The organism is Litchfieldia stipae, from assembly GCF_014837155.1.
Lineage (GTDB): Bacteria > Bacillota > Bacilli > Bacillales > Bacillaceae_L > Litchfieldia.
This window is the reverse complement of the sequence record NZ_JACYHA010000030.1, coordinates 1-20,111: the sequence shown is the minus strand read 5'-3', so window position 1 is coordinate 20,111 and position 20,111 is coordinate 1. Positions and strand designations below refer to the sequence as shown.

The 20,111-nt window shown below is 40.2% G+C and carries 16 protein-coding genes; 14 read left to right on the top strand and 2 right to left on the bottom strand.

The features are described from left to right. Positions 1 to 6: 6 nt before the first annotated feature. The 6 genes from icmF to F7888_RS20820 all read left to right on the top strand — a co-directional run bounded on the left by icmF (position 7) and on the right by F7888_RS20820 (position 10,273). Positions 7 to 3,246, top strand: a complete 3,240-nt coding sequence (gene icmF / locus F7888_RS20845; RefSeq protein ID WP_191783052.1) for a fused isobutyryl-CoA mutase/GTPase IcmF — start codon at positions 7 to 9, stop codon at positions 3,244 to 3,246. Positions 3,247 to 3,936: 690 nt separating this feature from the next. Continuing rightward, a complete protein-coding gene (gene rpoE, locus F7888_RS20840; protein WP_191783050.1) occupies positions 3,937 to 4,503 on the top strand; it encodes a DNA-directed RNA polymerase subunit delta in 567 nt (188 codons plus the stop codon). 353 nt (positions 4,504 to 4,856) lie between these two features. Continuing rightward, positions 4,857 to 6,464 (top strand): CTP synthase, encoded by a 1,608-nt coding sequence (locus F7888_RS20835; RefSeq protein WP_191783048.1) that lies wholly within the window; start codon positions 4,857 to 4,859, stop codon positions 6,462 to 6,464. Between the two features lie 238 nt (positions 6,465 to 6,702). Beyond that, the gene (gene pxpB, locus F7888_RS20830) at positions 6,703 to 7,416 is read left to right on the top strand and encodes a 5-oxoprolinase subunit PxpB (RefSeq protein WP_191783046.1); all 714 of its coding nucleotides are present in this window, start codon (positions 6,703 to 6,705) and stop codon (positions 7,414 to 7,416) included. Further along, positions 7,416 to 8,420, top strand: coding sequence for a 5-oxoprolinase subunit C family protein (locus tag F7888_RS20825; protein WP_191783045.1), 1,005 nt, complete (start codon positions 7,416 to 7,418; stop codon positions 8,418 to 8,420). Before pxpB ends, F7888_RS20825 begins: the two co-directional genes overlap by 1 nt. A gap of 1,088 nt (positions 8,421 to 9,508) precedes the next feature. Further along, complete coding sequence (locus tag F7888_RS20820) at positions 9,509 to 10,273, top strand: 5-oxoprolinase subunit PxpA (protein ID WP_191783043.1); 765 nt, start codon at positions 9,509 to 9,511, stop codon at positions 10,271 to 10,273. On the opposite strand, the gene F7888_RS20815 is transcribed toward F7888_RS20820, so the two are convergent. Next, positions 10,274 to 10,804, bottom strand: coding sequence for a DUF2529 domain-containing protein (locus F7888_RS20815; protein WP_191783041.1), 531 nt, complete (start codon positions 10,802 to 10,804; stop codon positions 10,274 to 10,276). 182 nt (positions 10,805 to 10,986) lie between these two features. Here F7888_RS20815 and F7888_RS20810 point away from each other — a divergent pair, with 182 nt between their 5' ends. The 8 genes from F7888_RS20810 to F7888_RS20775 all read left to right on the top strand — a co-directional run bounded on the left by F7888_RS20810 (position 10,987) and on the right by F7888_RS20775 (position 18,638). Next, a complete protein-coding gene (locus F7888_RS20810; RefSeq protein ID WP_191783039.1) occupies positions 10,987 to 11,361 on the top strand; it encodes a response regulator in 375 nt (124 codons plus the stop codon). A 453-nt stretch (positions 11,362 to 11,814) separates the two neighbouring features. Further along, positions 11,815 to 12,672 (top strand): class II fructose-bisphosphate aldolase, encoded by an 858-nt coding sequence (locus F7888_RS20805; RefSeq protein ID WP_191783037.1) that lies wholly within the window; start codon positions 11,815 to 11,817, stop codon positions 12,670 to 12,672. A 647-nt stretch (positions 12,673 to 13,319) separates the two neighbouring features. Then, positions 13,320 to 14,606 carry a UDP-N-acetylglucosamine 1-carboxyvinyltransferase gene (locus tag F7888_RS20800; protein ID WP_191783035.1) on the top strand — a complete coding sequence of 429 codons (1,287 nt, stop codon included), beginning with the start codon at positions 13,320 to 13,322 and terminating at the stop codon, positions 14,604 to 14,606. Positions 14,607 to 15,389: 783 nt separating this feature from the next. Then, positions 15,390 to 16,679, top strand: a complete 1,290-nt coding sequence (gene rho, locus F7888_RS20795) for a transcription termination factor Rho (RefSeq protein ID WP_191783033.1) — start codon at positions 15,390 to 15,392, stop codon at positions 16,677 to 16,679. 165 nt (positions 16,680 to 16,844) lie between these two features. Further along, entirely contained in the window at positions 16,845 to 17,045 is a 201-nt protein-coding gene (gene rpmE / locus F7888_RS20790; RefSeq protein WP_191783031.1) for a 50S ribosomal protein L31, read from the top strand. 111 nt (positions 17,046 to 17,156) lie between these two features. Next, complete coding sequence (locus tag F7888_RS20785; protein WP_191783030.1) at positions 17,157 to 17,741, top strand: thymidine kinase; 585 nt, start codon at positions 17,157 to 17,159, stop codon at positions 17,739 to 17,741. Positions 17,742 to 17,839: 98 nt separating this feature from the next. Next, positions 17,840 to 18,214 carry a hypothetical protein gene (locus F7888_RS20780; protein WP_191783028.1) on the top strand — a complete coding sequence of 125 codons (375 nt, stop codon included), beginning with the start codon at positions 17,840 to 17,842 and terminating at the stop codon, positions 18,212 to 18,214. Positions 18,215 to 18,428: 214 nt separating this feature from the next. Next, positions 18,429 to 18,638, top strand: coding sequence for a hypothetical protein (locus tag F7888_RS20775; RefSeq protein WP_191783026.1), 210 nt, complete (start codon positions 18,429 to 18,431; stop codon positions 18,636 to 18,638). 171 nt (positions 18,639 to 18,809) lie between these two features. Here the strand turns inward: F7888_RS20775 and F7888_RS20770 are convergent, their stop codons facing one another. Then, positions 18,810 to 19,343 carry a MerR family transcriptional regulator gene (locus F7888_RS20770; protein ID WP_191783024.1) on the bottom strand — a complete coding sequence of 178 codons (534 nt, stop codon included), beginning with the start codon at positions 19,341 to 19,343 and terminating at the stop codon, positions 18,810 to 18,812. Positions 19,344 to 20,111 lie beyond the last annotated feature (768 nt).

Sequence of the window (20,111 nt, the reverse complement as noted above, 5' to 3'; positions counted from 1 at the left end):
GCACTAATGAAAAATCATCTTCGTTTTGTAACGGCGTCGAGCTTGTTTGATGGGCATGATGCGTCGATTAATATCATGAGACGAATGCTTCAGGCAAGTGGAGCTGAGGTCATTCATTTAGGACATAATCGTTCAGTGGATGAAGTGGTAAAGGCCGCGATTCAAGAGGATGTGCAGGGAATCGCGGTGTCCTCTTATCAAGGAGGACATCTTGAATACTTTAAATACATGTATGATTTGTTGAAGGAAAAAGGGGCAGGTCATATCCGCATCTATGGTGGTGGAGGTGGCGTCATTATCCCGCGCGAAATAAAGGAACTACATGAATATGGGATTGCGCGGATTTTTTCTCCGGAGGATGGCAGGCAATTGGGACTTCAAGGCATGATTAATCTCATGCTGGAGGAATGTGATAAATCCGTTCAGCATGAAATCACCGATGAAATTGAACGGCTTCAAGCGCAGGATGACCAAGCGGTGGCGAAGCTGATCACGTTAGCTGAGAATCGCGTTGACCTCCCAGAGGAAGTGGCTGCAACAACGGATGCTGTGCTTGACCAAGTGAAGAAGCTTGCTAAGAAAATTCCCGTAATTGGAATGACAGGAACAGGTGGAGCGGGGAAAAGCTCGTTAACAGATGAGTTAATCCGCCGGTTTTTAAATGAGATGCCAACGAAGAGAATTGCGATTCTATCGATTGACCCAACGAAACAGAAGACAGGTGGAGCATTATTAGGAGACCGAATTCGCATGAACGCGATCTTCTCACCGCGAGTATATATGAGGAGTTTGGCGACAAGGCATTCGAAATCGGAGCTGTCCCTCGCAATTAAGGATGCACTTGCTGTGACGAAAGCCGCTAACTTTGACCTGATTATTGTCGAGACGAGCGGAATTGGTCAGGGAGACGCGGAAATAATGGAGGTATGTGACATCGGAGTCTATGTGATGACGAGTGAATTTGGTGCGCCATCACAGCTTGAGAAGATTGATATGATTGACTTTGCCGATGCAATTGTCATTAATAAATTTGAACGTAAGGGATCAGAAGACGCAAAGCGACAGGTTCAAAAGCAGTATCAGCGAAGCCATCTCTTGTTTGATCGGGAACTCGACAGCATGCCTGTCTATGGAACGATTGCAAGTCAATTCAATGACCCTGGAACGAATACATTGTTCGTTGCTTTGGTGAGTATCATCAATGAAAAAATGGGGCTAGACTGGCAAACAAGTCTAGAGAAGACAGCAGATGTTCAAAAGCAAACAGTGATTATCCCGAATGACCGCCGCTTTTACTTGCGAGAAATTGCGGATACGGTGAGAAGCTATCATAAAAAAGCAGAAGAGCAAGTAGCGATTGCTAGGAAGGTATTCCAAATACAGGGCACACTAGAAGCGTTAGAGCAACAAGAGTTTCCAGACGAAGCGAAACAGTCACTATTGAACCTTAAAGCAGACTATGAAAAGAGGTTAACGACTCAATCTAAACGAATTTTAGACATATGGAATGATCTGAAGGAAACGTACGCAAAGGATCAGTTTGTCACGAAAATTCGAGACAAAGAAATTGTAACCGCTTTAAAAACAACGAGTTTATCAGGCTTGTCGATCCCGAAGATTTCCCTCCCTCGTTATGAGGATTTTGGTGAAATATTGCGTTGGGTGTACAAAGAAAATGTACCAGGTTCCTTTCCGTTTACAGCGGGAGTCTTTCCTTTTAAACGAGAAGGAGAGGATCCGAAGCGCCAATTTGCTGGAGAAGGCACACCAGAGCGAACGAATCGCAGGTTTCACTATTTATCAAAGGATGACAAGGCAAAGCGCTTAAGCACCGCGTTTGATTCGGTCACTTTGTATGGCGAAGACCCCGACTATCGCCCCGATATTTACGGAAAGGTCGGAGAGAGTGGAGTCAGCATTTGTACACTCGAGGATATGAAGAAATTATATCGTGGCTTTGACTTATGTGATCCACTGACTTCTGTTTCCATGACGATTAATGGGCCGGCTCCTATCATTCTGGCAATGTTCATGAATACGGCGATTGATCAGCAAGTGGAAAAGGAAGAGCAAACCCTTGGTCGTGCACTGACTACTAAGGAGTTTGAAGAAGTCAAAAAGAGGACGCTAAGACAAGTCAGAGGAACGGTTCAAGCCGATATTTTAAAAGAAGACCAAGGCCAAAATACGTGTATATTCTCCACTGAATTTGCCTTGCGAATGATGGGAGATATTCAGGAGTATTTCATTCATAATCATGTGCGTAACTATTACTCAGTCTCGATTTCGGGGTACCATATTGCAGAAGCGGGTGCCAATCCCATCTCGCAGCTCGCATTTACCTTATCAAATGGCTTCACCTATGTTGAATATTACTTAAGTCGAGGGATGAATATTAATGATTTCGCCCCAAACCTGTCGTTCTTTTTCAGCAATGGGCTTGATCCAGAATACACGGTGATTGGCCGAGTGGCACGGAGAATTTGGGCAACGGTGATGAGAGATAAGTATGGTGCGAACGAGCGAAGTCAAAAGCTGAAATACCATGTGCAAACGTCAGGGCGCTCGCTGCATGCTCAAGAGATTGATTTTAACGATATTCGAACAACGCTTCAGGCCTTAATGGCGCTTCAGGATAATTGCAATTCGCTTCACACGAACGCCTATGATGAAGCAATTACGACGCCGACTGAGGAATCAGTGCGACGAGCGATGGCGATTCAAATGATTATTACAAAAGAACTGGGCCTTTCCAAAAATGAAAATCCACTCCAGGGCTCATTCATTATCGAAGAGTTAACGGACTTGGTCGAGGAAGCGGTCCTTCAAGAGTTTGAACGTATCAATGATCGTGGTGGTGTCCTTGGCGCGATGGAAACCCAATACCAGCGTGGAAAAATTCAAGATGAATCGATGTATTATGAAATGAAGAAGCATACAGGTGAGCTACCAATTATTGGCGTGAACACCTACTTAAATCCAGTTCCTCCATCTGAAGAAGAACTCAATAACATCGAATTAGCAAGATCGACCGTCGAGGAAAAAGAACGTCAGATTCGTCATTTAACCGAATTTAAACAACGAAACAAGCAACAATCCGGAGAGGCATTAGCCAGATTAAAACAAGCCGCCGTCCAAAACGAAAATATTTTTGAACAGCTAATGGAAACAGTAAAAGTCGCAAGCCTCGGCGAAATCACCCATGCTCTATACGAAGTCGGAGGGCAATATCGACGCAATATGTAAGTTGACAAAGGCTCGCACTCTTCGTAGCGAGCTTTTGCTCGGTGCACATTACCCTCATGGTAACTCCGCGCCTCCCAAGGTCTCGCACCTCGACTTCAAGCATTTTCAATCAACCTATGATCTATAAATTTCAATGAACTCACTTAAAAGGGACGATCAATATGGTCCCTTTTAACAATTTTATAAGAATATGTACAATAATGTAGCATAAACTAGATGAATTTGTTTATAATGAATGATATCTGTAATCTAGCTTATAGATTCAGAAGTCTTTATACATAACAAAATTTTCATTTTAAATATCTCAGGTTAGGCTATTATTCTAATAGAGTGAAATTACTAAGCAGACTGAATACACGGAGACTCCCGTGGGATGCGTGGCCAAAGTGAGACCCCGCAGGAGCAACTCAGACGAGGAGGCTCACCAGACACCCCACAGGACGCGGAGTGTATTCAGGCTGCGGTTTTAAAAGCAACATTTTATACTAAAACAGTATTTCTAAAAGAGTGAAAGCATTGAGCAGACTGAATGCAAGTAGGCTCCAGTGGGATTAGTATACAGGCTGCTGAATATAATAACATTCTATATGAAAATAAGCCTAAGTTATGAAAATCGATTTACTTATTGGAAAAGCCTCACTATCTACATAGTAAAGATCGAATTTTTTTATATTGAAAGGGAGTGCCTTGATGGGTTTGGAACAATACTCACCAGAAGAATTAAAAGAAATGTCAATGCTTGAAGTAGCATACCTCGTATTCCAAGGAAAAAGCCAAGCAATCACGTTTAGAGAATTACTTGACGAAGTCGTTGGAATCCTTGAATTAACACCAGAACAAGTCAATGACCGAGTGGCTCAATTCTATACAGATATCAATATCGATGGTCGTTTCATCTGTATCGGTGAAGCTGGATGGGGATTACGTAGCTGGTACCCATACGAGCAAATTGACGAAGAGGTAACAACACCAATTAAGCCGAAGAAGAAAAAGGCGAAGAAGAAAGACGATGATGATCTAGATGCATTAGACTTTGATGAGCTAGATGATGAAGAAGAATTAGAGTATGACGAGCTAGATGAGTTCGAAGACGAAGATGACCTAGATGAAGACGATGTAGAAGATGATGTGGATGATGACTTCGAAGAAGATGATCTAGATGATGATGAAGATCTTGTTGAAGATGACGATGAGTTCGAGCTTGATGAAGACCTTGATGATGAGGAATTGGACGAGGACGAAGAAGAGGAACTGTAAGTCTCATCTTGACTTTTTAAATCAGACTATGTAGAATCATTTTTGGGCTCTATAAAAAGAGTGATGAATGAACATAAATTGTTTCGCTCCCTTACAATTTAGTAAGCGGAGCGTTTTTATTTTTGTAGCAAATAAGGTTGAATGGTCAATTACACCTTCAAATTCGCCGGAAAACAAATCTCCATTAGAAAAATGAGTATTCCGCAAATAAGAATTTATGCCTTCAAATCTAATCTCCGTCAAATCAACAGTGGTTGGCTTTTTTCAATTAGAAAAACCATCAATCACAAATGATTTTCGCTCGAATTGAGCAAACTTTAACTAATACATAGCAAAAGGAAAGGGGAACTACAATGACAAAGTATATTTTTGTTACAGGTGGTGTTGTATCATCACTTGGAAAAGGGATTGTTGCAGCGTCTTTAGGACGTTTATTAAAAAATAGAGGGTTAAACGTAACTATTCAAAAATTTGACCCTTATATTAACGTGGACCCAGGTACGATGAGTCCCTATCAGCATGGGGAAGTATTCGTAACAGATGATGGTGCGGAAACAGACTTAGACCTTGGTCACTATGAGCGTTTTATCGATATTAACCTATCAAAATACAGCAACGTAACAACAGGTAAGATTTACTCTACTGTTTTACGTAAAGAGCGTCGTGGCGATTATCTTGGAGGAACCGTTCAGGTTATTCCACACGTAACAAATGAAATCAAAGAGCGTGTCTTCCGTGCAGGAAGAGAAACAAGCGCTGATGTTGTTATCACTGAAATCGGTGGAACAGTTGGAGACATTGAATCACTTCCATATTTAGAAGCCATTCGCCAAATTAAGAGCGATATCGGTCCTGAAAATGTGATGTATATCCACTGTACCCTAGTTCCTTATATTAAAGCAGCTGGTGAGATGAAAACAAAGCCAACTCAACACAGTGTTAAAGAATTACGTAGCTTAGGGATTCAACCAAATGTGATCGTTGTTCGTACAGAAGCACCTATCTCTCAAGACATGAAAGATAAAATTGCGCTGTTCTGTGACATCAATCAACGTGCCGTGATTGAATCAAGAGATGCAGATACATTGTACTCCATTCCATTAGCACTTCAAGAGCAACATCTTGATCAAATCACTTGTGACCACTTGAAGTTAGACTGTGGCGAGGCTGATATGACGGAGTGGAAAGAGCTTGTAGAGCGTGTAACAAGTCTATCAAAAACAACAAAGATTGCTCTTGTTGGTAAGTATGTTGAATTACAAGATGCTTATATCTCAGTTGTTGAAGCAATGCGCCACGCAGGATATGCATTTGATGCAGATGTAGATATTAAGTGGGTTAATTCTGAGGAAGTAACGAATGAGAATGCTGCTGAGCTTCTATCAGATGTAGATGGTATCTTAGTTCCAGGCGGCTTCGGTGACCGTGGAATCGAAGGGAAAATCACAACAATCCAATATGCTCGTGAAAATAAAATTCCAATGCTTGGTATCTGTCTTGGAATGCAGTTAGCATCAATTGAATTTGCTCGAAATGTAGTAGGACTTGAAGGTGCTCATTCAGCTGAAATCGCACCTGAAACAAAGTACCCAATCATTGATTTATTACCAGAGCAAAAAGACGTTGAAGACCTAGGTGGAACGCTTCGTCTTGGCTTACAACCATGTAAATTAATTGAAGGTACAAAAGCATTTGATGCGTATAAGGATGAAGTGATTTATGAGCGTCATCGTCATCGTTATGAGTTCAATAATCAATTCCGTCAAGAGATGGAAAAGCACGGTTTTGTGTTCTCTGGTACAAGCCCAGACGGCCGACTTGTTGAAATCATTGAGTTGAAGGACCACCCATGGTTTGTGGCTTCTCAATTCCACCCAGAATTCACATCTCGTCCAACAAGACCACAGCCACTATTCCGTGATTTCATTCATGCATCACTTGTGAATTCGGAGAAGCTGTAATATAAAGAATGTGAGGCTACACCTTTTACAAAGGTGTGGTCTTTTTTTGATGGATGGCAGTTATTTTAGATGAACACCCGAACCGAGTGCAAAAGCCGTCGCAAAGTCACTCATAGCAAATGTTTATCAGTGTATCCAGGTGAGTTCAGCAATAACTTTTTTCAAACAAATCAAAATAATATGGTAATCTAATTGTAAAGGGAACATGACAGCGCAAGTCATAAGTGTGAAGGGGGAGATGAAGGTGGGCTACGACATGCACCCGTTAGGTGATCAGGCGGTGTTAATTGAGTTTAGTGAGGAGATGTCTCTTGAGATTCACGAGAGAATTAAACAAGTCTCGGCTTTACTTGAACATAATCAACGTGATTGGTTAATCGAAATCATACCTGCATTCACAACCATCACTGTTATATATGATCCTATTGTCGTTTTTAAAAAGAATAGAGGCTGTTCACCCTTTGAAGTGGTCTGTGACATGCTAGATGAAATGATAAATCGTGTAGAAGTAAAGGAGCCAATGCGATCGAATATCATTGATATTCCTGTCTGTTACGAGGGAGAGCTCGCGCCAGATCTTGAATTTGTTGCAGCTTCAAATAAGTTAACGACACAAGAGGTTATTAAGATACATACGTCAACAGAATACACAGTTTACATGATTGGCTTTGCCCCAGGGTTTCCATATCTAGGAGGGATGTCTGAGAACATTGCAGCTCCGAGAAAAGAGACACCAAGGCTAAAGATTCCAGCTGGATCGGTTGGAATTGCAGGATTGCAAACGGGCATCTATCCATTGGAAACACCAGGTGGGTGGCAGATTATTGGGCGGACACCAATCCCATTGTTTCAACCAACAGAAGACAAACCAAGTCTATTAAGTGCTGGTGATAAAATTAAATTTACACCAATTACATACAAAGAATATCTGGCATGGGGAGTGACGGACTAATGCTTACTTTCATCAAACCAGGTCTTCAAACAACCATTCAGGATTTAGGTAGAATCGGATTTCAAAAGTATGGCGTGATTGTTAGCGGAGCGATGGATTCATTCTCACATCGAATCGCGAACTTACTTGTTGGAAATCCGGAAAATGAAGCAACAGTAGAAATCACAATGATTGGCCCGGTGATTCAGTTTGAGAAGGATACACTTATTGCCCTCTGTGGTGGGGATTTGTCGGCTACCATGAATGGTGCCCCTATTGGAATGTGGCGCCCCATCTATATTCGAGCGGGTTCAGTGCTGAAGTTTGGTAGGCGCAATAAAGGATGTCGCATGTATCTTGCCGTTGCGGGAGGCTTACATGTAAGCGAAGTAATGAGAAGTAAGTCAACCTATATTCGTGCTGAAATTGGAGGTTTCAAGGGGCGAGCCATGCTCAGTGGTGATCGGATTGAAATAGGCGGAGTGAACGAGGCATCTAATAGAATGATTGAAAGCCTCAAGTCTCACATGAAAAATAGCGAATATGTCGAGGCAAGCTGGTCGATTTCACCGAAGCTTTTGCCAGACTATCAGGACAACCCATTGATACGAGTGGTAAAAGGAAGACAGTTTCACTTATTTGAGCACGAAAGCCGAGAAGCATTTTTTCAAGCAAGCTATCAAATCTCTACTCAATCAGATCGCATGGGTTATCGACTGAATGGTCCGAGCTTAAAGCTAACCAATCAAGTCGAAATGCTTTCAGAAGGAGTGACATACGGGACCATCCAAGTCCCTGCCAATGGGCAGCCGATTATCTTAATGGCTGACCATCAAACAACAGGTGGGTATCCCAAAATTGGCCAAATTGCTAGTGTGGACTTACCTGTCATTGCGCAAACGGCTCCCGGTAGCCATGTGAAATTTACTGAAATAGATCACCGGGCAGCAGAACGGTTATATATAGAAAGAGAACAGATGATTGCTGAAATGAAGCAGTCGATCTTAGTTCAGGGGCGACGATAGGGATACATTCGCTAAATTAATTTGCTCTTACCAGAAAGGCAGAGCCTTTCGTTGAATCTTATTTGATTTTCGTTGGATTGTGGCTTAAGTTCGTTGGATTCCACCATGATTTCGTTGAATAAATTGATTTGTTGCAGCCAGGAAGGCCGCTTCCGTTGAATCAAGCATCTCTTTCGTTGGATTAAGGCTCAAGTTCGTTGGATTCCGCCATGATTTGGTTGAATAAATTGATATACTACAGCCAGGGAGGGCCCTTCCGTTGAATCATACCGCATTTTCGTCGGATTAAGGCTCAAGTCCGTTGGATTCCGCCATGATTTGGTTGAATAAATTGATATACTACAGCCAGGGAGGGCCCTTCCGTTGAATCATACCGCATTTTCGTTGGATTGTGGCTCAAGTTCGTTGGATTCGGCCTCGATTTGGTTGAAATAATTGATATGCTTGAGCCATGAAGAGCCATTCGTTGAATTCATCTGTATTTTCGTTGAATTGTGACTCAAGTTCGTTGGAATCGGGTCAGATTTGGTTGAAATAATTGATATGCTTGAGCCATGAAGAGCCATTCGTTGAATTCATCCGTATTTTCGTTGGATTGTGGCTCAAGTTCGTTGGAATCGACCTTGATTTGGTTGAAATAATTAATATGCTTGAGCCATAAAGAGCCATTCGTTGAATTCATCCGCATTTTCGTCGGATTGTGGCTCAAGTTCGTTGGAATCGGCTCAGATTTGGTTGAAATAATTGATATGTTTCAGCCAGGAAGGGCCCTTCCGTTGAATCATACCGCATTTTCGGCGGATTGTGGCTCAAGTTCGTTGGAATCGACCTTGATTTGGTTGAAATAATTGATATGCTACAGCCAAGAAGAGCCTTTCGTTGAATTCATCCGCATTTTCGTTGGATTGTGGCTCAAGTTCGTTGGAATCGACCTTGATTTGGTTGAAATAATTAATATGCTTGAGCCATGAAGGACCCTTTCGTTGAATTCATCAACATTTTCGCCGAAATAAAGCTCAAGTTCGTCGAATTCCAGGCGGACTTGGTCGAATCATCCACATCTGAATTTTAAAATGGAGGGAAACGATATGAATAAAGTTGATTTGAATTGTGATTTAGGTGAAAGCTTTGGGGTCTATCAATTAGGTAGAGATGAAGACATTCTTGATGTAGTCACTTCAGCAAATATAGCTTGTGGTTTTCATGCCGGAGATCCCACCACCATTCGAAAAACGGTCCAATTAGCTCTTGAAAAAAATGTTGCGATTGGTGCGCATCCAGGTCTACCAGATAAAGTTGGCTTTGGCAGACGAAATATGGACATCACTCCTCAAGAAGCATTTGACATGGTTGTTTATCAAATTGGAGCAGTACAAGCCTTTGTTCAAGCGGAAGGAAGCAAGCTTCAGCATGTCAAACCGCATGGAGCTTTATACAATATGGCCGCAAGAAATCAAGCGCTCGCAGAAGCCATTGCCGAAGCTATTTATAAGGTGAATCCGGAACTTATTTTACTAGGCTTATCAGGAAGTGAATTAGTGAAAGCTGGGGACAAACTAGGCTTGCACGTAGCAAGTGAAGTATTTGCGGATCGAACGTATCAGATTGACGGCTCGCTCACTCCAAGAAGTCAGGAAAATGCGCTCATTATTGACGAGGAACAAGCAGTGAGACAGGTCATTCAGATGGCAAAAGAAGGGAGTGTTCTATCTGTTCAAGGACAACTTGTACCAATCAAGGCTGACAGTATCTGTATCCATGGTGATGGAGAACACGCCCTCCAATTTGCTGGGAAAATAAAAGCTGAGCTTATGAAAGAACAAATATCGATCAATAACTTAGCAAATCTCTAATCATTCATATTCCTTCACGATTTCCTTCATTGTAAAAGTAAGGCTATAATAAGCAAATAGAGTTGTCATCATCGATGGGAATCCGTAGCGATTTCCTTCATCATCAGGAATCAACGGCTTAAGAAGCTTACTATCAATATGAACATCGACAAATTGGTGTAGGGAGCGCTCTTGATCTTTTACAAAAGCAGAGATCCCGACTGTTTCGATGCCTTTGTCTGCTAATTCCTCAGCGAGACGAATGGCTTCCTCATCTGTTGAGAATCGAGTGAGGATAATTACGCGATCGCGGTTTGTAAGTTCGACCATTTCCCCATCTACGAATAGTCGTGCGCTAGCGGGAAGAGGTTCTGGACCAGACAGCGCCTCAATCACAATGGCTTCCATTTCACCAAAGCCATGAAGGTAGATGTGACCATCACCTAGAGCAGCTTGGGCAAGCAATCTTGCACCATCTTCAACATGTTCATCTTCTTGGTCAACAATTCGTGTAAATAAACCCTGCAATTGGGTACTAAATATTTTCATCATGTGATTATGTTCTCCTTTTTCCGATTGATTTGATGTTATTATAGCGTGAATGTAAAGAGATTGCGAAAAGTAGGGGAATATGTCGATAAGATTTTCTGAAAAAAGAAGGGAAAAAAGCAAGGGGAATCGAATGTTATACTTTATGTAAAAAACGTGAGATTAAAAATATAGAGGTGTTTAATTTGGAAGAAAAAATATTAATTGTTGATGACCAGTATGGGATTAGAATTTTATTAAATGAAGTGTTTCAAAAGGAAGGGTACACAACCTTCCAAGCAGCTAACGGATTGCAAGCAATTGATATCGTAACAAAGCATTCACCTGACCTCGTCTTACTTGATATGAAGATCCCTGGTATGGACGGTATCGAAATTTTGAAAAAACTAAAAGAAATTGATTCGGACATTCGTGTCATCATTATGACTGCATATGGAGAGCTTGACATGATTCAAGAAGCAAAGGACCTGGGCGCCATCACACACTTTGCGAAACCATTTGACATCGACGAAATTCGAGAAGCTGTGAAAAAGCACATTGTTCCGTTAGAATCAAAATAACAAACATATTTTTCTGCAATAATAACAATCATTCTGAAAATAAGCTCTTATTTAAGGGCTTATTTTTATGTAGCCCCTCCAGACGGACCTCGGAACAATCATAATAAAATGCTTTCATTCGTGTGAGGAAATATACCATCAGAAGAGGTTCGATCGATTGAAGAAAAATGTCGTAAAAATGACATATAAGAAATTTGCTAGAGTAGCAATGATGTAAGCGTTTGTTCGTTTTTGGTGCCGAAGTTTATCTATTGCGGTTTTTACTCTTAATTGATATGCTATAGAATGTTAAAAACAGCTATTTCAAAAAGCTTAGTATAAAGCACATTTTAATAATGGTCTTTGCATCATGTTCTCATACATTTTTTACATATAAATTTTCCCTTTGGGTAAATCTAATGATGATTTAGCTTGATGAATAGTTGTAATACGGTACATTAGGAGGATATTAGGATGCCTTTAGTTTCTATGACAGAAATGCTTCAAAAAGCAAAAGCAGAAGGATATGCAGTAGGACAATTTAATTTAAATAACCTTGAATTCACTCAAGCGATTTTACTAGCAGCACAAGAAGAGAACTCTCCAGTAATTCTTGGAGTTTCAGAGGGTGCAGCACGTTACATGGGCGGATTCAAAACAGTAGTATCTATGGTTAACGGTTTAATGGAAGATTACAAAGTAACTGTTCCAGTGGCAATTCACTTAGATCACGGTTCAAGCTTTGAGTCTTGTGCAAAAGCAATTCATGCTGGTTTCACTTCAGTAATGATCGATGCTTCACATCACCCATTTGATGAAAATGTTGAGACTACTTCTAAAGTAGTTGAGCTTGCACACTTCCACGGAGTATCTGTTGAAGCAGAACTTGGTGTTGTTGGTGGACAAGAAGATGACGTAGTAGCAGAAGGTGTTATCTACGCTGATCCAAAAGAGTGCCAAGAGCTTGTTGAGCGCACAGGAATTGATTGCTTAGCTCCTGCTTTAGGTTCAGTTCACGGTCCTTACAAAGGTGAACCAAACCTAGGATTTGCTGAGATGGAAGAAATCGGGAAAGCTACTGGTCTACCACTTGTTCTTCACGGTGGAACTGGAATCCCAACTCATGACATCAAAAAAGCCATTTCATTCGGAACGGCTAAAATCAATGTAAACACTGAAAACCAAATTGCATCTGCTAAAGCAGTTCGTGAAACATTAGCGGCTTTAACAGAAGAGTATGATCCACGTAAATATCTTGGACCAGCTCGTGAAGCAATTAAAGAAACAGTTAAAGGAAAAATGCGCGAATTCGGATCTTCTGCAAAAGCTTAATTAATCTTTACGATTAATGAAACTTTACCTAAGGTTCAATCGTCATATGCTATAGAAAAGGAAACCGCCACACAAACCAACTGTTTGGCGGTTTTTTTTGCCAACACTTTACTAAATAATCACAATATTTATTTAGTTTATTTTTAGAAAAAACAAGGTATATGTAGCTCCAAGTGGGATAAAGTGGATAAGGAAGATAAGTTATTTTTTCTGTTTTCTAAAAGGTTGTTGATTTAGGCGAAAAAGTGAAATTGAGATTTCTAGCAGAATGAATACACGTAGACTCCTGTGGGATGAGTGACCAAAGTGAGACCCCACAGGAGCTTGCGACGAGGAGGCTCGCCGGGCACCCCACTGGACGCGGAGTGTATTCAGGCTGCGGAATTAAAGGGGAAATAGCCTTATTTTTAGAAACAAAGGACACAAGAACCGTCATAATTGCGAAGGACTATAATACATCCTTGCTGAATTGGAAATGTAGCTGTAAAATGAGAATTAGGCTTTTTTTGGTAAAAAAAAGATTACATGATTTTCTTCATATCGTGTAAACTAAGAAGTAACACTTGTACAGCTATACATATTATAGTTGGTTAAATATTCCATCAACGTGAAGGAAGTAAGTCATCTTCGCTAGAAGGGAGACTAAAATGGAAAAACTGAAAATAGCAGGTGGTTATCCATTAAAAGGTTCTGTTCGTATTAGTGGGGCAAAGAATAGTGCAGTTGCATTAATTCCAGCAACGATACTAGCGGAATCAAGAGTATCAATCGATGGATTGCCGAATATCTCTGATGTACAAATTTTAAGTGATTTAATTGAAGAAATCGGTGGCTCGGTCTCGCTCCATGGAGACGAAATCAGCATTGATCCTTCAAATATTGTTTCAATGCCATTGCCAAGTGGGAAAGTCAAAAAGCTACGCGCTTCTTACTACTTAATGGGTGCAATGCTAGGAAGATTCAAAAAAGCAGTCATTGGTTTGCCAGGTGGTTGTCACCTAGGACCAAGACCAATTGACCAACATATAAAAGGGTTTGAAGCACTAGGTGCTAAAGTAACAAACGAACAAGGTGCGATTTACTTACGCGCTGATGAACTTCGTGGTGCACGAATTTATTTAGACGTTGTGAGTGTTGGTGCAACCATCAATATCATGCTTGCAGCGGTTCGCGCAAAAGGTCAAACGATTATTGAGAATGCAGCAAAAGAACCTGAAATTATCGATGTTGCTACATTACTTACTAGCATGGGTGCAAAAATCAAGGGTGCTGGTACAGATGTGATTCGTATTACTGGTGTGGATCAATTAAATGGTTGTCACCACACAATCATCCCTGACAGAATCGAAGCAGGTACATATATGATTTTGGGAGCAGCAATGGCAAAAGAAGTGATCATTGATAATGTCATTCCATTGCATCTCGAGTCTCTCATAGCGAAGTTTCGTGAAATGGGTATCTCTGTTGAAACAACGGAAGATCAAATATGGATTGCTGGAACCGATAACTTAAAAGCGGTTGATATCAAAACACTCGTCTATCCTGGATTCCCAACAGACCTCCAACAACCTTTCACCTCTTTATTAACAAAGGCAAAAGGGACTGGGGTCGTAACGGATACCATTTATGGCGCTAGATTTAAGCACATCGACGAGCTTAGAAGAATGAATGCACAAATCAAGGTGGAAGGACGTTCTGCGATCGTAACAGGACCAGTTCAACTACAAGGTGCTAAAGTCAAAGCTAGTGACCTACGTGCAGGTGCTTCCTTAGTTGTAGCGGGACTTATGGCGGAAGGTATCACCGAGATTACAGGACTCGAGCACATCGATCGAGGCTACAGCCAATTAGAAGAAAAATTAACTGGCTTAGGTGCAACCATCTGGCGTGAAAAACTAAGTGAAGAAGAAATCGAACAACTTCAAAATTCATGATATACGAAGAAACTGGCTTAGCTTAAGCCAGTTTTTGATTTATTTGAATGGTTGTTTTCTCAAAGTTTGTTGTTGTTTGAGATGAATTATTGAGAATGAGATTTCTAGCAGACTGAATACACTCAAGACTCCCGTAGGATGCGTGAACCCTCACAGGACGCGGAGTGTATTCAGGCTGCGGTATCAAAAGCAACAATATATACGAAAACAGCCATTTGATTTCACTTGCATACTAAATATGTAAATTACACTATGGAAACAATAGTTTCATAGAGTGAAATAAGCAGTCGGAGCGCGATTTTATAAGATTCACATATTTTTACTTTTATCTACTATGAAAATAGGTTACAATATAATAGATTAGGTAGCGCTTACATACTCCCCTTTTAAATAGCTATTGCTTTAAATGACAGAAAAAGGGTAAAATAGAGATGTCTCCGAACACTTAATTCAAAAATCAACTTCAAGAAACCCTTTCACTATCTTCTAAATAGGTCCATCCATATCATTTCTTAAAAACAAACCGAATGAAAGCCAAATAATATCACACTTATAGGCAGTTAAAACTGGATTAATTCTCTGTTTTTAGAAGCAGATATGCGCTTAGGCACTACACTAGTAAACGGTGAACATATCTTTAAGCGGTTTTTTGTGAAAAGTAATGAGACTTTTGTCTCTAATCTAAAGTTGAAACTAGCTCGGAAAGCTAGTAAAAGCTTGAGACCAAGGTATAGCCTTTGTTTCAGTTAAGAGTATTATCAATAATTAAAGAGTGGTGTAACAATGAGTATTACAATATCAAGTCTAGAAAATATGAAGCTAAAAGAGCTTTATGAGCTTGCAAAAGAATTAAAGGTATCATACTACAGTAAGCTATCGAAAAAGGAACTTATTTTTGCCATTTTAAAAGCACGTGCAGAGCAAGACGGACTTCTATTTATGGAAGGTGTATTAGAAATTATTCAGTCTGAAGGCTTCGGCTTTTTGCGACCGATTAACTATTCACCAAGCTCTGAAGACATCTATATTTCTGCCTCTCAAATTAGACGCTTTGATTTAAGAAATGGGGATAAGGTTTCTGGAAAAGTTCGACCTCCGAAAGAAAATGAACGCTACTATGGATTACTTCATGTTGAAGCTGTTAATGGTGAAGATCCAGAAACTGCGAAAGAGCGTGTCCACTTCCCAGGTTTAACACCTTTATACCCTGACCGACAAATCATTTTAGAAACAACACCTACCCAAATTTCTACTCGTATCATGGACTTAATTGCCCCTGTAGGATTTGGTCAACGTGGATTAATCGTTGCGCCACCTAAAGCAGGTAAGACGATGCTCCTAAAAGAAATTGCAAACAGCATTACAACAAATCATCCTGAATCAGAATTGATTGTATTGTTAATCGACGAACGTCCAGAGGAAGTAACCGACATTGAACGTTCAGTAGCTGGTGATGTAGTTAGCTCAACATTTGATGAGGTTCCTGAAAACCATATCAAAGTGGCAGAATTAGTATTAGAGCGCGCAATGCGCCTTGTTGAACACAAAAAAGACGTCATCATTCTTATGGATAGTATTACTCGTCTTGCTAGAGCGTATAACCTAGTGATTCCTCCAAGTGGACGTACATTATCTGGAGGGATTGACCCAGCGGCCTTCCATCGTCCAAAGCGCTTCTTCGGTGCTGCTCGTAATATCGAAGAAGGTGGAAGCTTAACGATTCTTGCGACTGCGCTAGTAGATACAGGTTCACGTATGGATGATGTCATTTATGAAGAGTTCAAAGGAACAGGTAACTTAGAGTTGCATCTTGATCGTTCTCTTGCAGAAAGACGTGTATTCCCAGCGATTGATATTCGTCGTTCTGGAACAAGAAAAGAAGAGCTACTTGTACCTAAGGCACACTTAGACAAGTTATGGGCGATCCGTAAAACAATGTCAGATACGCCTGACTTTGCTGATAAATTTATCCGTAAATTAAAGCAGACAAAATCTAATGCAGAGTTCTTTGAAATCCTAGATGCTGAGAAGAAAAAGCAAGCAGCATCAAACTTAGCAAGAACTCAAAAATAAGAGATCACATTGATCTGAAATTATCTAATTGGAAACTTTAGGATTCAGTTGCAAAACGATAGACGCACTGTTATAATTTCATCATGTGCGTTTCTAGAAAAAGTCTTTTTTAGAAACAACAACTCTGTTTCGAGAAATGATTCAGGGCGGAAGGAGATGAGACGAATGAAAACAGGTATTCATCCAAACTACAAAAAAGTTATGGTGAAATGTGCTTGTGGAAACGAATTTGAAACTGGTTCTGTAAATCAAGAGATACGCGTTGAGGTATGCTCAGAGTGTCATCCATTTTACACAGGACGTCAGAAATTCGCTGATGCAGGTGGACGTGTAGATAAATTCAACAAAAAATACGGTCTTAAGTAAGTTCCGTTTTAACCAAAAGCTAAGCAGTACCATGCTTAATCCATGTACTAAGAGAAAACAGGCGAGTTTAACTTCTCGCCTGTTTTTTAATGTAAGGAGAGAAAGAGGAACGTGGCGCAATTATTCTTTAAATATGGAGCAATGAATAGCGGTAAATCAATCGAGATCATCAAAGTGGCACATAACTATGAAGAACAAAATAAACCCGTACTTATTTTTACATCAGGATTAGATACAAGAGACGAAGTAGGATATGTTTCAAGCCGTATTGGTTTTAAAAGAAAAGCAATTCCAATCTTTGAAGAAACAAACCTTTTTGCAATGGTTTCTGACCATTCACAAAAACCATATTGCATCTTAGTGGATGAGGCACAATTTCTTAAAAAAGAACATGTTCTCCAACTTGCGCGTATTGTTGATGAGTTAAACATACCTGTCATGGGATTCGGATTGAAGAATGACTTTCAAAATGAATTGTTTGAAGGTAGCAAATACTTCCTTCTATATGCAGATAAGATTGAAGAAATGAAGACCATTTGTTGGTTCTGTGAGAAGAAGGCAATTATGAATTTACGTGTAGATGATGGAAGACCTGTGTACACAGGAGACCAAATCGTTATCGGTGGAAATGATTCATATTATCCTGTTTGCCGAAAGTGTCACCAAAATCCGCCACTAGACTTACCAAAAGAGTAGAGCCTGATTTCAAGGCTTTTTTTTATGTGAAAAAAATGCACTTAACCTCAAATCATAATTCGTTCCTGAGGGGGCACTCTACAGGTAGGAGGTGCATCATGAAAGGACGAATGATTCTTAGTTTACTTACACTATCACTGGTTTTGTCCGGATGTAATGGGAATGCAAATGATCAATACCGTGTTCAAGATGAAGATTATTACACCAATCAAAATCCAAATTTCATTGATTTAACAGAAAATCGACCTGACATTGGTGATGATCAAGATAAGTTCGTAGAAACCATTGAGGAATTTACAGATTACAGACCAGGTTCTGTCTTCGTTAGTGGAGCCAATGCCTATGTGACCGTTCATACAACCGAGTCACTTTCAGAAGAAGAAAAGCAAAAAGAAGAAAAGAAGCTACACAAAACACTTCGCAAAGCCATGCCACGCTACCATATTCGTGTCACTATTCATGATAATGATTGATTACTTTTAAAGACGTCTGAATACACTCTAAGTCTTTGGGCGCAAGTCCTAAGAGGGGTGTATTCAGAGATGAGCTAAACTTTGAACTAAAATACATTTAAAAGGTGTTGTAATCATTGTTCGTTATTTCATCATCCTACTCCATTTGATTATATTATTAACAGCATGCGACCAAAACCTGCTGGATAAAATAAAAGAAGAAGATATAAAAGAGTTGGGATTATCCTACGAGTTTGATAAGTTATATCAAATTGGAATTGAAGGAATTATGTGGGGTGAAGATGACCAGATCATTTTTTATGTTGCGGAGCCTGATGAAAAGACAAGGCAGAAAATTGATAAAGGCTTAATAGAGATTTTCGGTCGAACAATTGACTATCAATTACGTGATAGTAAGGAGTTACATATTGAAGCTGAGAATTAAAAAAGGCTGTTTTCTCAAAGTTTGTTGTTTTTGAGATGAATTAATTGAGAATGAAATTTCTAGTAGCCTGAATACACTCAAAACTCCCTTGGGATGCGTGGATTCCCAAAGGACACGGAGTGTATTCAGGCTGCGGTATATAAGAAAACAGCCTAAAAAAAGAGCCCTCTCTCAAAAGAGGAAGCTCATCATGGTTTTGAGTTTTCTTGCCTTTCTCGGCTTTTGAATGGGCTGATCCAAAACAATTGGCCCATCATTTGGTTGCAGCTTTAATTGCTTATTTTCATTTTCTAACTCATGAACATAAGTCTCCAAAGTCTCAACCCGTTTAAGCAATTCATCAATTTCTCTTCGATGCTGAAGCAATTGATATGAAACAACCTCGCTCGCTTTTTGCTCGATTGCTTTCTCATTTTGCTCCACTCGTTCAAGTAATTTTGAAAATTGTTGCTGTAAGGATTGCTCTGTCTGAGTAGCCATAGCTTGTCTCCTTTTCCCCTTCCTAGGTGGCATAATATCAATCTCACTTTTGGGAATGCCTTGTTTGACTTGATCTCTAATCTGACAAAAAAAGGAGTAATCCGTCTCGTCGAAAACAAAATGTCCGTGCTCGTTCTTTTTGCAGGGAATATCAAAGTACTTGATCCAACGACGGATGGTCTTAGATGAAACACCAACTTTACTTGCAAGTGCAGCCGTATTCATTCCTACCCCTCCTATCCATAGTACATATGATTTCTCTAATGACCTCGCCTTATCCTTTGCACTAGACAAAACTAGTAACAATTCGGCAAAGAAAGAACTAATCCTACATAATAATTAAATGGCTTCGACAAAGATCCTGGCACTATTTCGGGGAAAAGCGATTCGTTGGATTCCGCTCTGATTTCGTTGAATAAATTGATAAGCTACATCCAGGAAGGCGACCTCCGTTGAATCAAGCATCTCTTTCGTTGGATTAAGGCTCAAGTTCGTTGAATTCCACCGTGATTTGGTTGAATAAATTGATTTGTTGCATCCAGGAAGTTCACTTCCGTTGAATCAAGCATCACTTTCGTTGGATTAAGGCTCAAGTTCGTTGGATTCCACCATGATTTGGTTGAATAAATTGATTTGTTGCATCCAGGAAGGCCCTTCCGTTGAATCAAGCATCACTTTCGTTGGATTGAGGCTCAAGTTCGTTGGATTCCACCATGATTTGGTTGAATAAATTGATTTGTTGCATCCAGGAAGTTCACTTCCGTTGAATCAAGCATCACTTTCGTTGGATTAAGGATCAAGTTCGTTGGATTCCACCGTGATTTGGTTGAATAAATTGATTTGCTTCAGCCAGGAAGTTCACTTCTGTTGAATCAAGCCTCACTTTCGTTGGATTAAGGCACAAGTTCGTTGGATTCCGCCATGATTTGGTTGAATTACTTGATTTGCTTCAGCCAGGAAGGCCCCTTCCGTTGAATCAAGCATATCTTTCGT

What these genes read in the sequence shown, in the direction of transcription:
- icmF (WP_191783052.1), top strand. Translation starts at nt 7, where the DNA reads ATGAAAAATCATCTTCGTTTTGTAACGGCGTCGAGCTTGTTTGATGGG.
- rpoE (WP_191783050.1), top strand. Translation starts at nt 3,937, where the DNA reads ATGGGTTTGGAACAATACTCACCAGAAGAATTAAAAGAAATGTCAATG.
- F7888_RS20835 (WP_191783048.1), top strand. Translation starts at nt 4,857, where the DNA reads ATGACAAAGTATATTTTTGTTACAGGTGGTGTTGTATCATCACTTGGA.
- pxpB (WP_191783046.1), top strand. Translation starts at nt 6,703, where the DNA reads ATGAAGGTGGGCTACGACATGCACCCGTTAGGTGATCAGGCGGTGTTA.
- F7888_RS20825 (WP_191783045.1), top strand. Translation starts at nt 7,416, where the DNA reads ATGCTTACTTTCATCAAACCAGGTCTTCAAACAACCATTCAGGATTTA.
- F7888_RS20820 (WP_191783043.1), top strand. Translation starts at nt 9,509, where the DNA reads ATGAATAAAGTTGATTTGAATTGTGATTTAGGTGAAAGCTTTGGGGTC.
- F7888_RS20815 (WP_191783041.1), bottom strand. Translation starts at nt 10,804, where the DNA reads ATGATGAAAATATTTAGTACCCAATTGCAGGGTTTATTTACACGAATT.
- F7888_RS20805 (WP_191783037.1), top strand. Translation starts at nt 11,815, where the DNA reads ATGCCTTTAGTTTCTATGACAGAAATGCTTCAAAAAGCAAAAGCAGAA.
- F7888_RS20800 (WP_191783035.1), top strand. Translation starts at nt 13,320, where the DNA reads ATGGAAAAACTGAAAATAGCAGGTGGTTATCCATTAAAAGGTTCTGTT.
- rho (WP_191783033.1), top strand. Translation starts at nt 15,390, where the DNA reads ATGAGTATTACAATATCAAGTCTAGAAAATATGAAGCTAAAAGAGCTT.
- rpmE (WP_191783031.1), top strand. Translation starts at nt 16,845, where the DNA reads ATGAAAACAGGTATTCATCCAAACTACAAAAAAGTTATGGTGAAATGT.
- F7888_RS20780 (WP_191783028.1), top strand. Translation starts at nt 17,840, where the DNA reads ATGAAAGGACGAATGATTCTTAGTTTACTTACACTATCACTGGTTTTG.
- F7888_RS20770 (WP_191783024.1), bottom strand. Translation starts at nt 19,343, where the DNA reads ATGAATACGGCTGCACTTGCAAGTAAAGTTGGTGTTTCATCTAAGACC.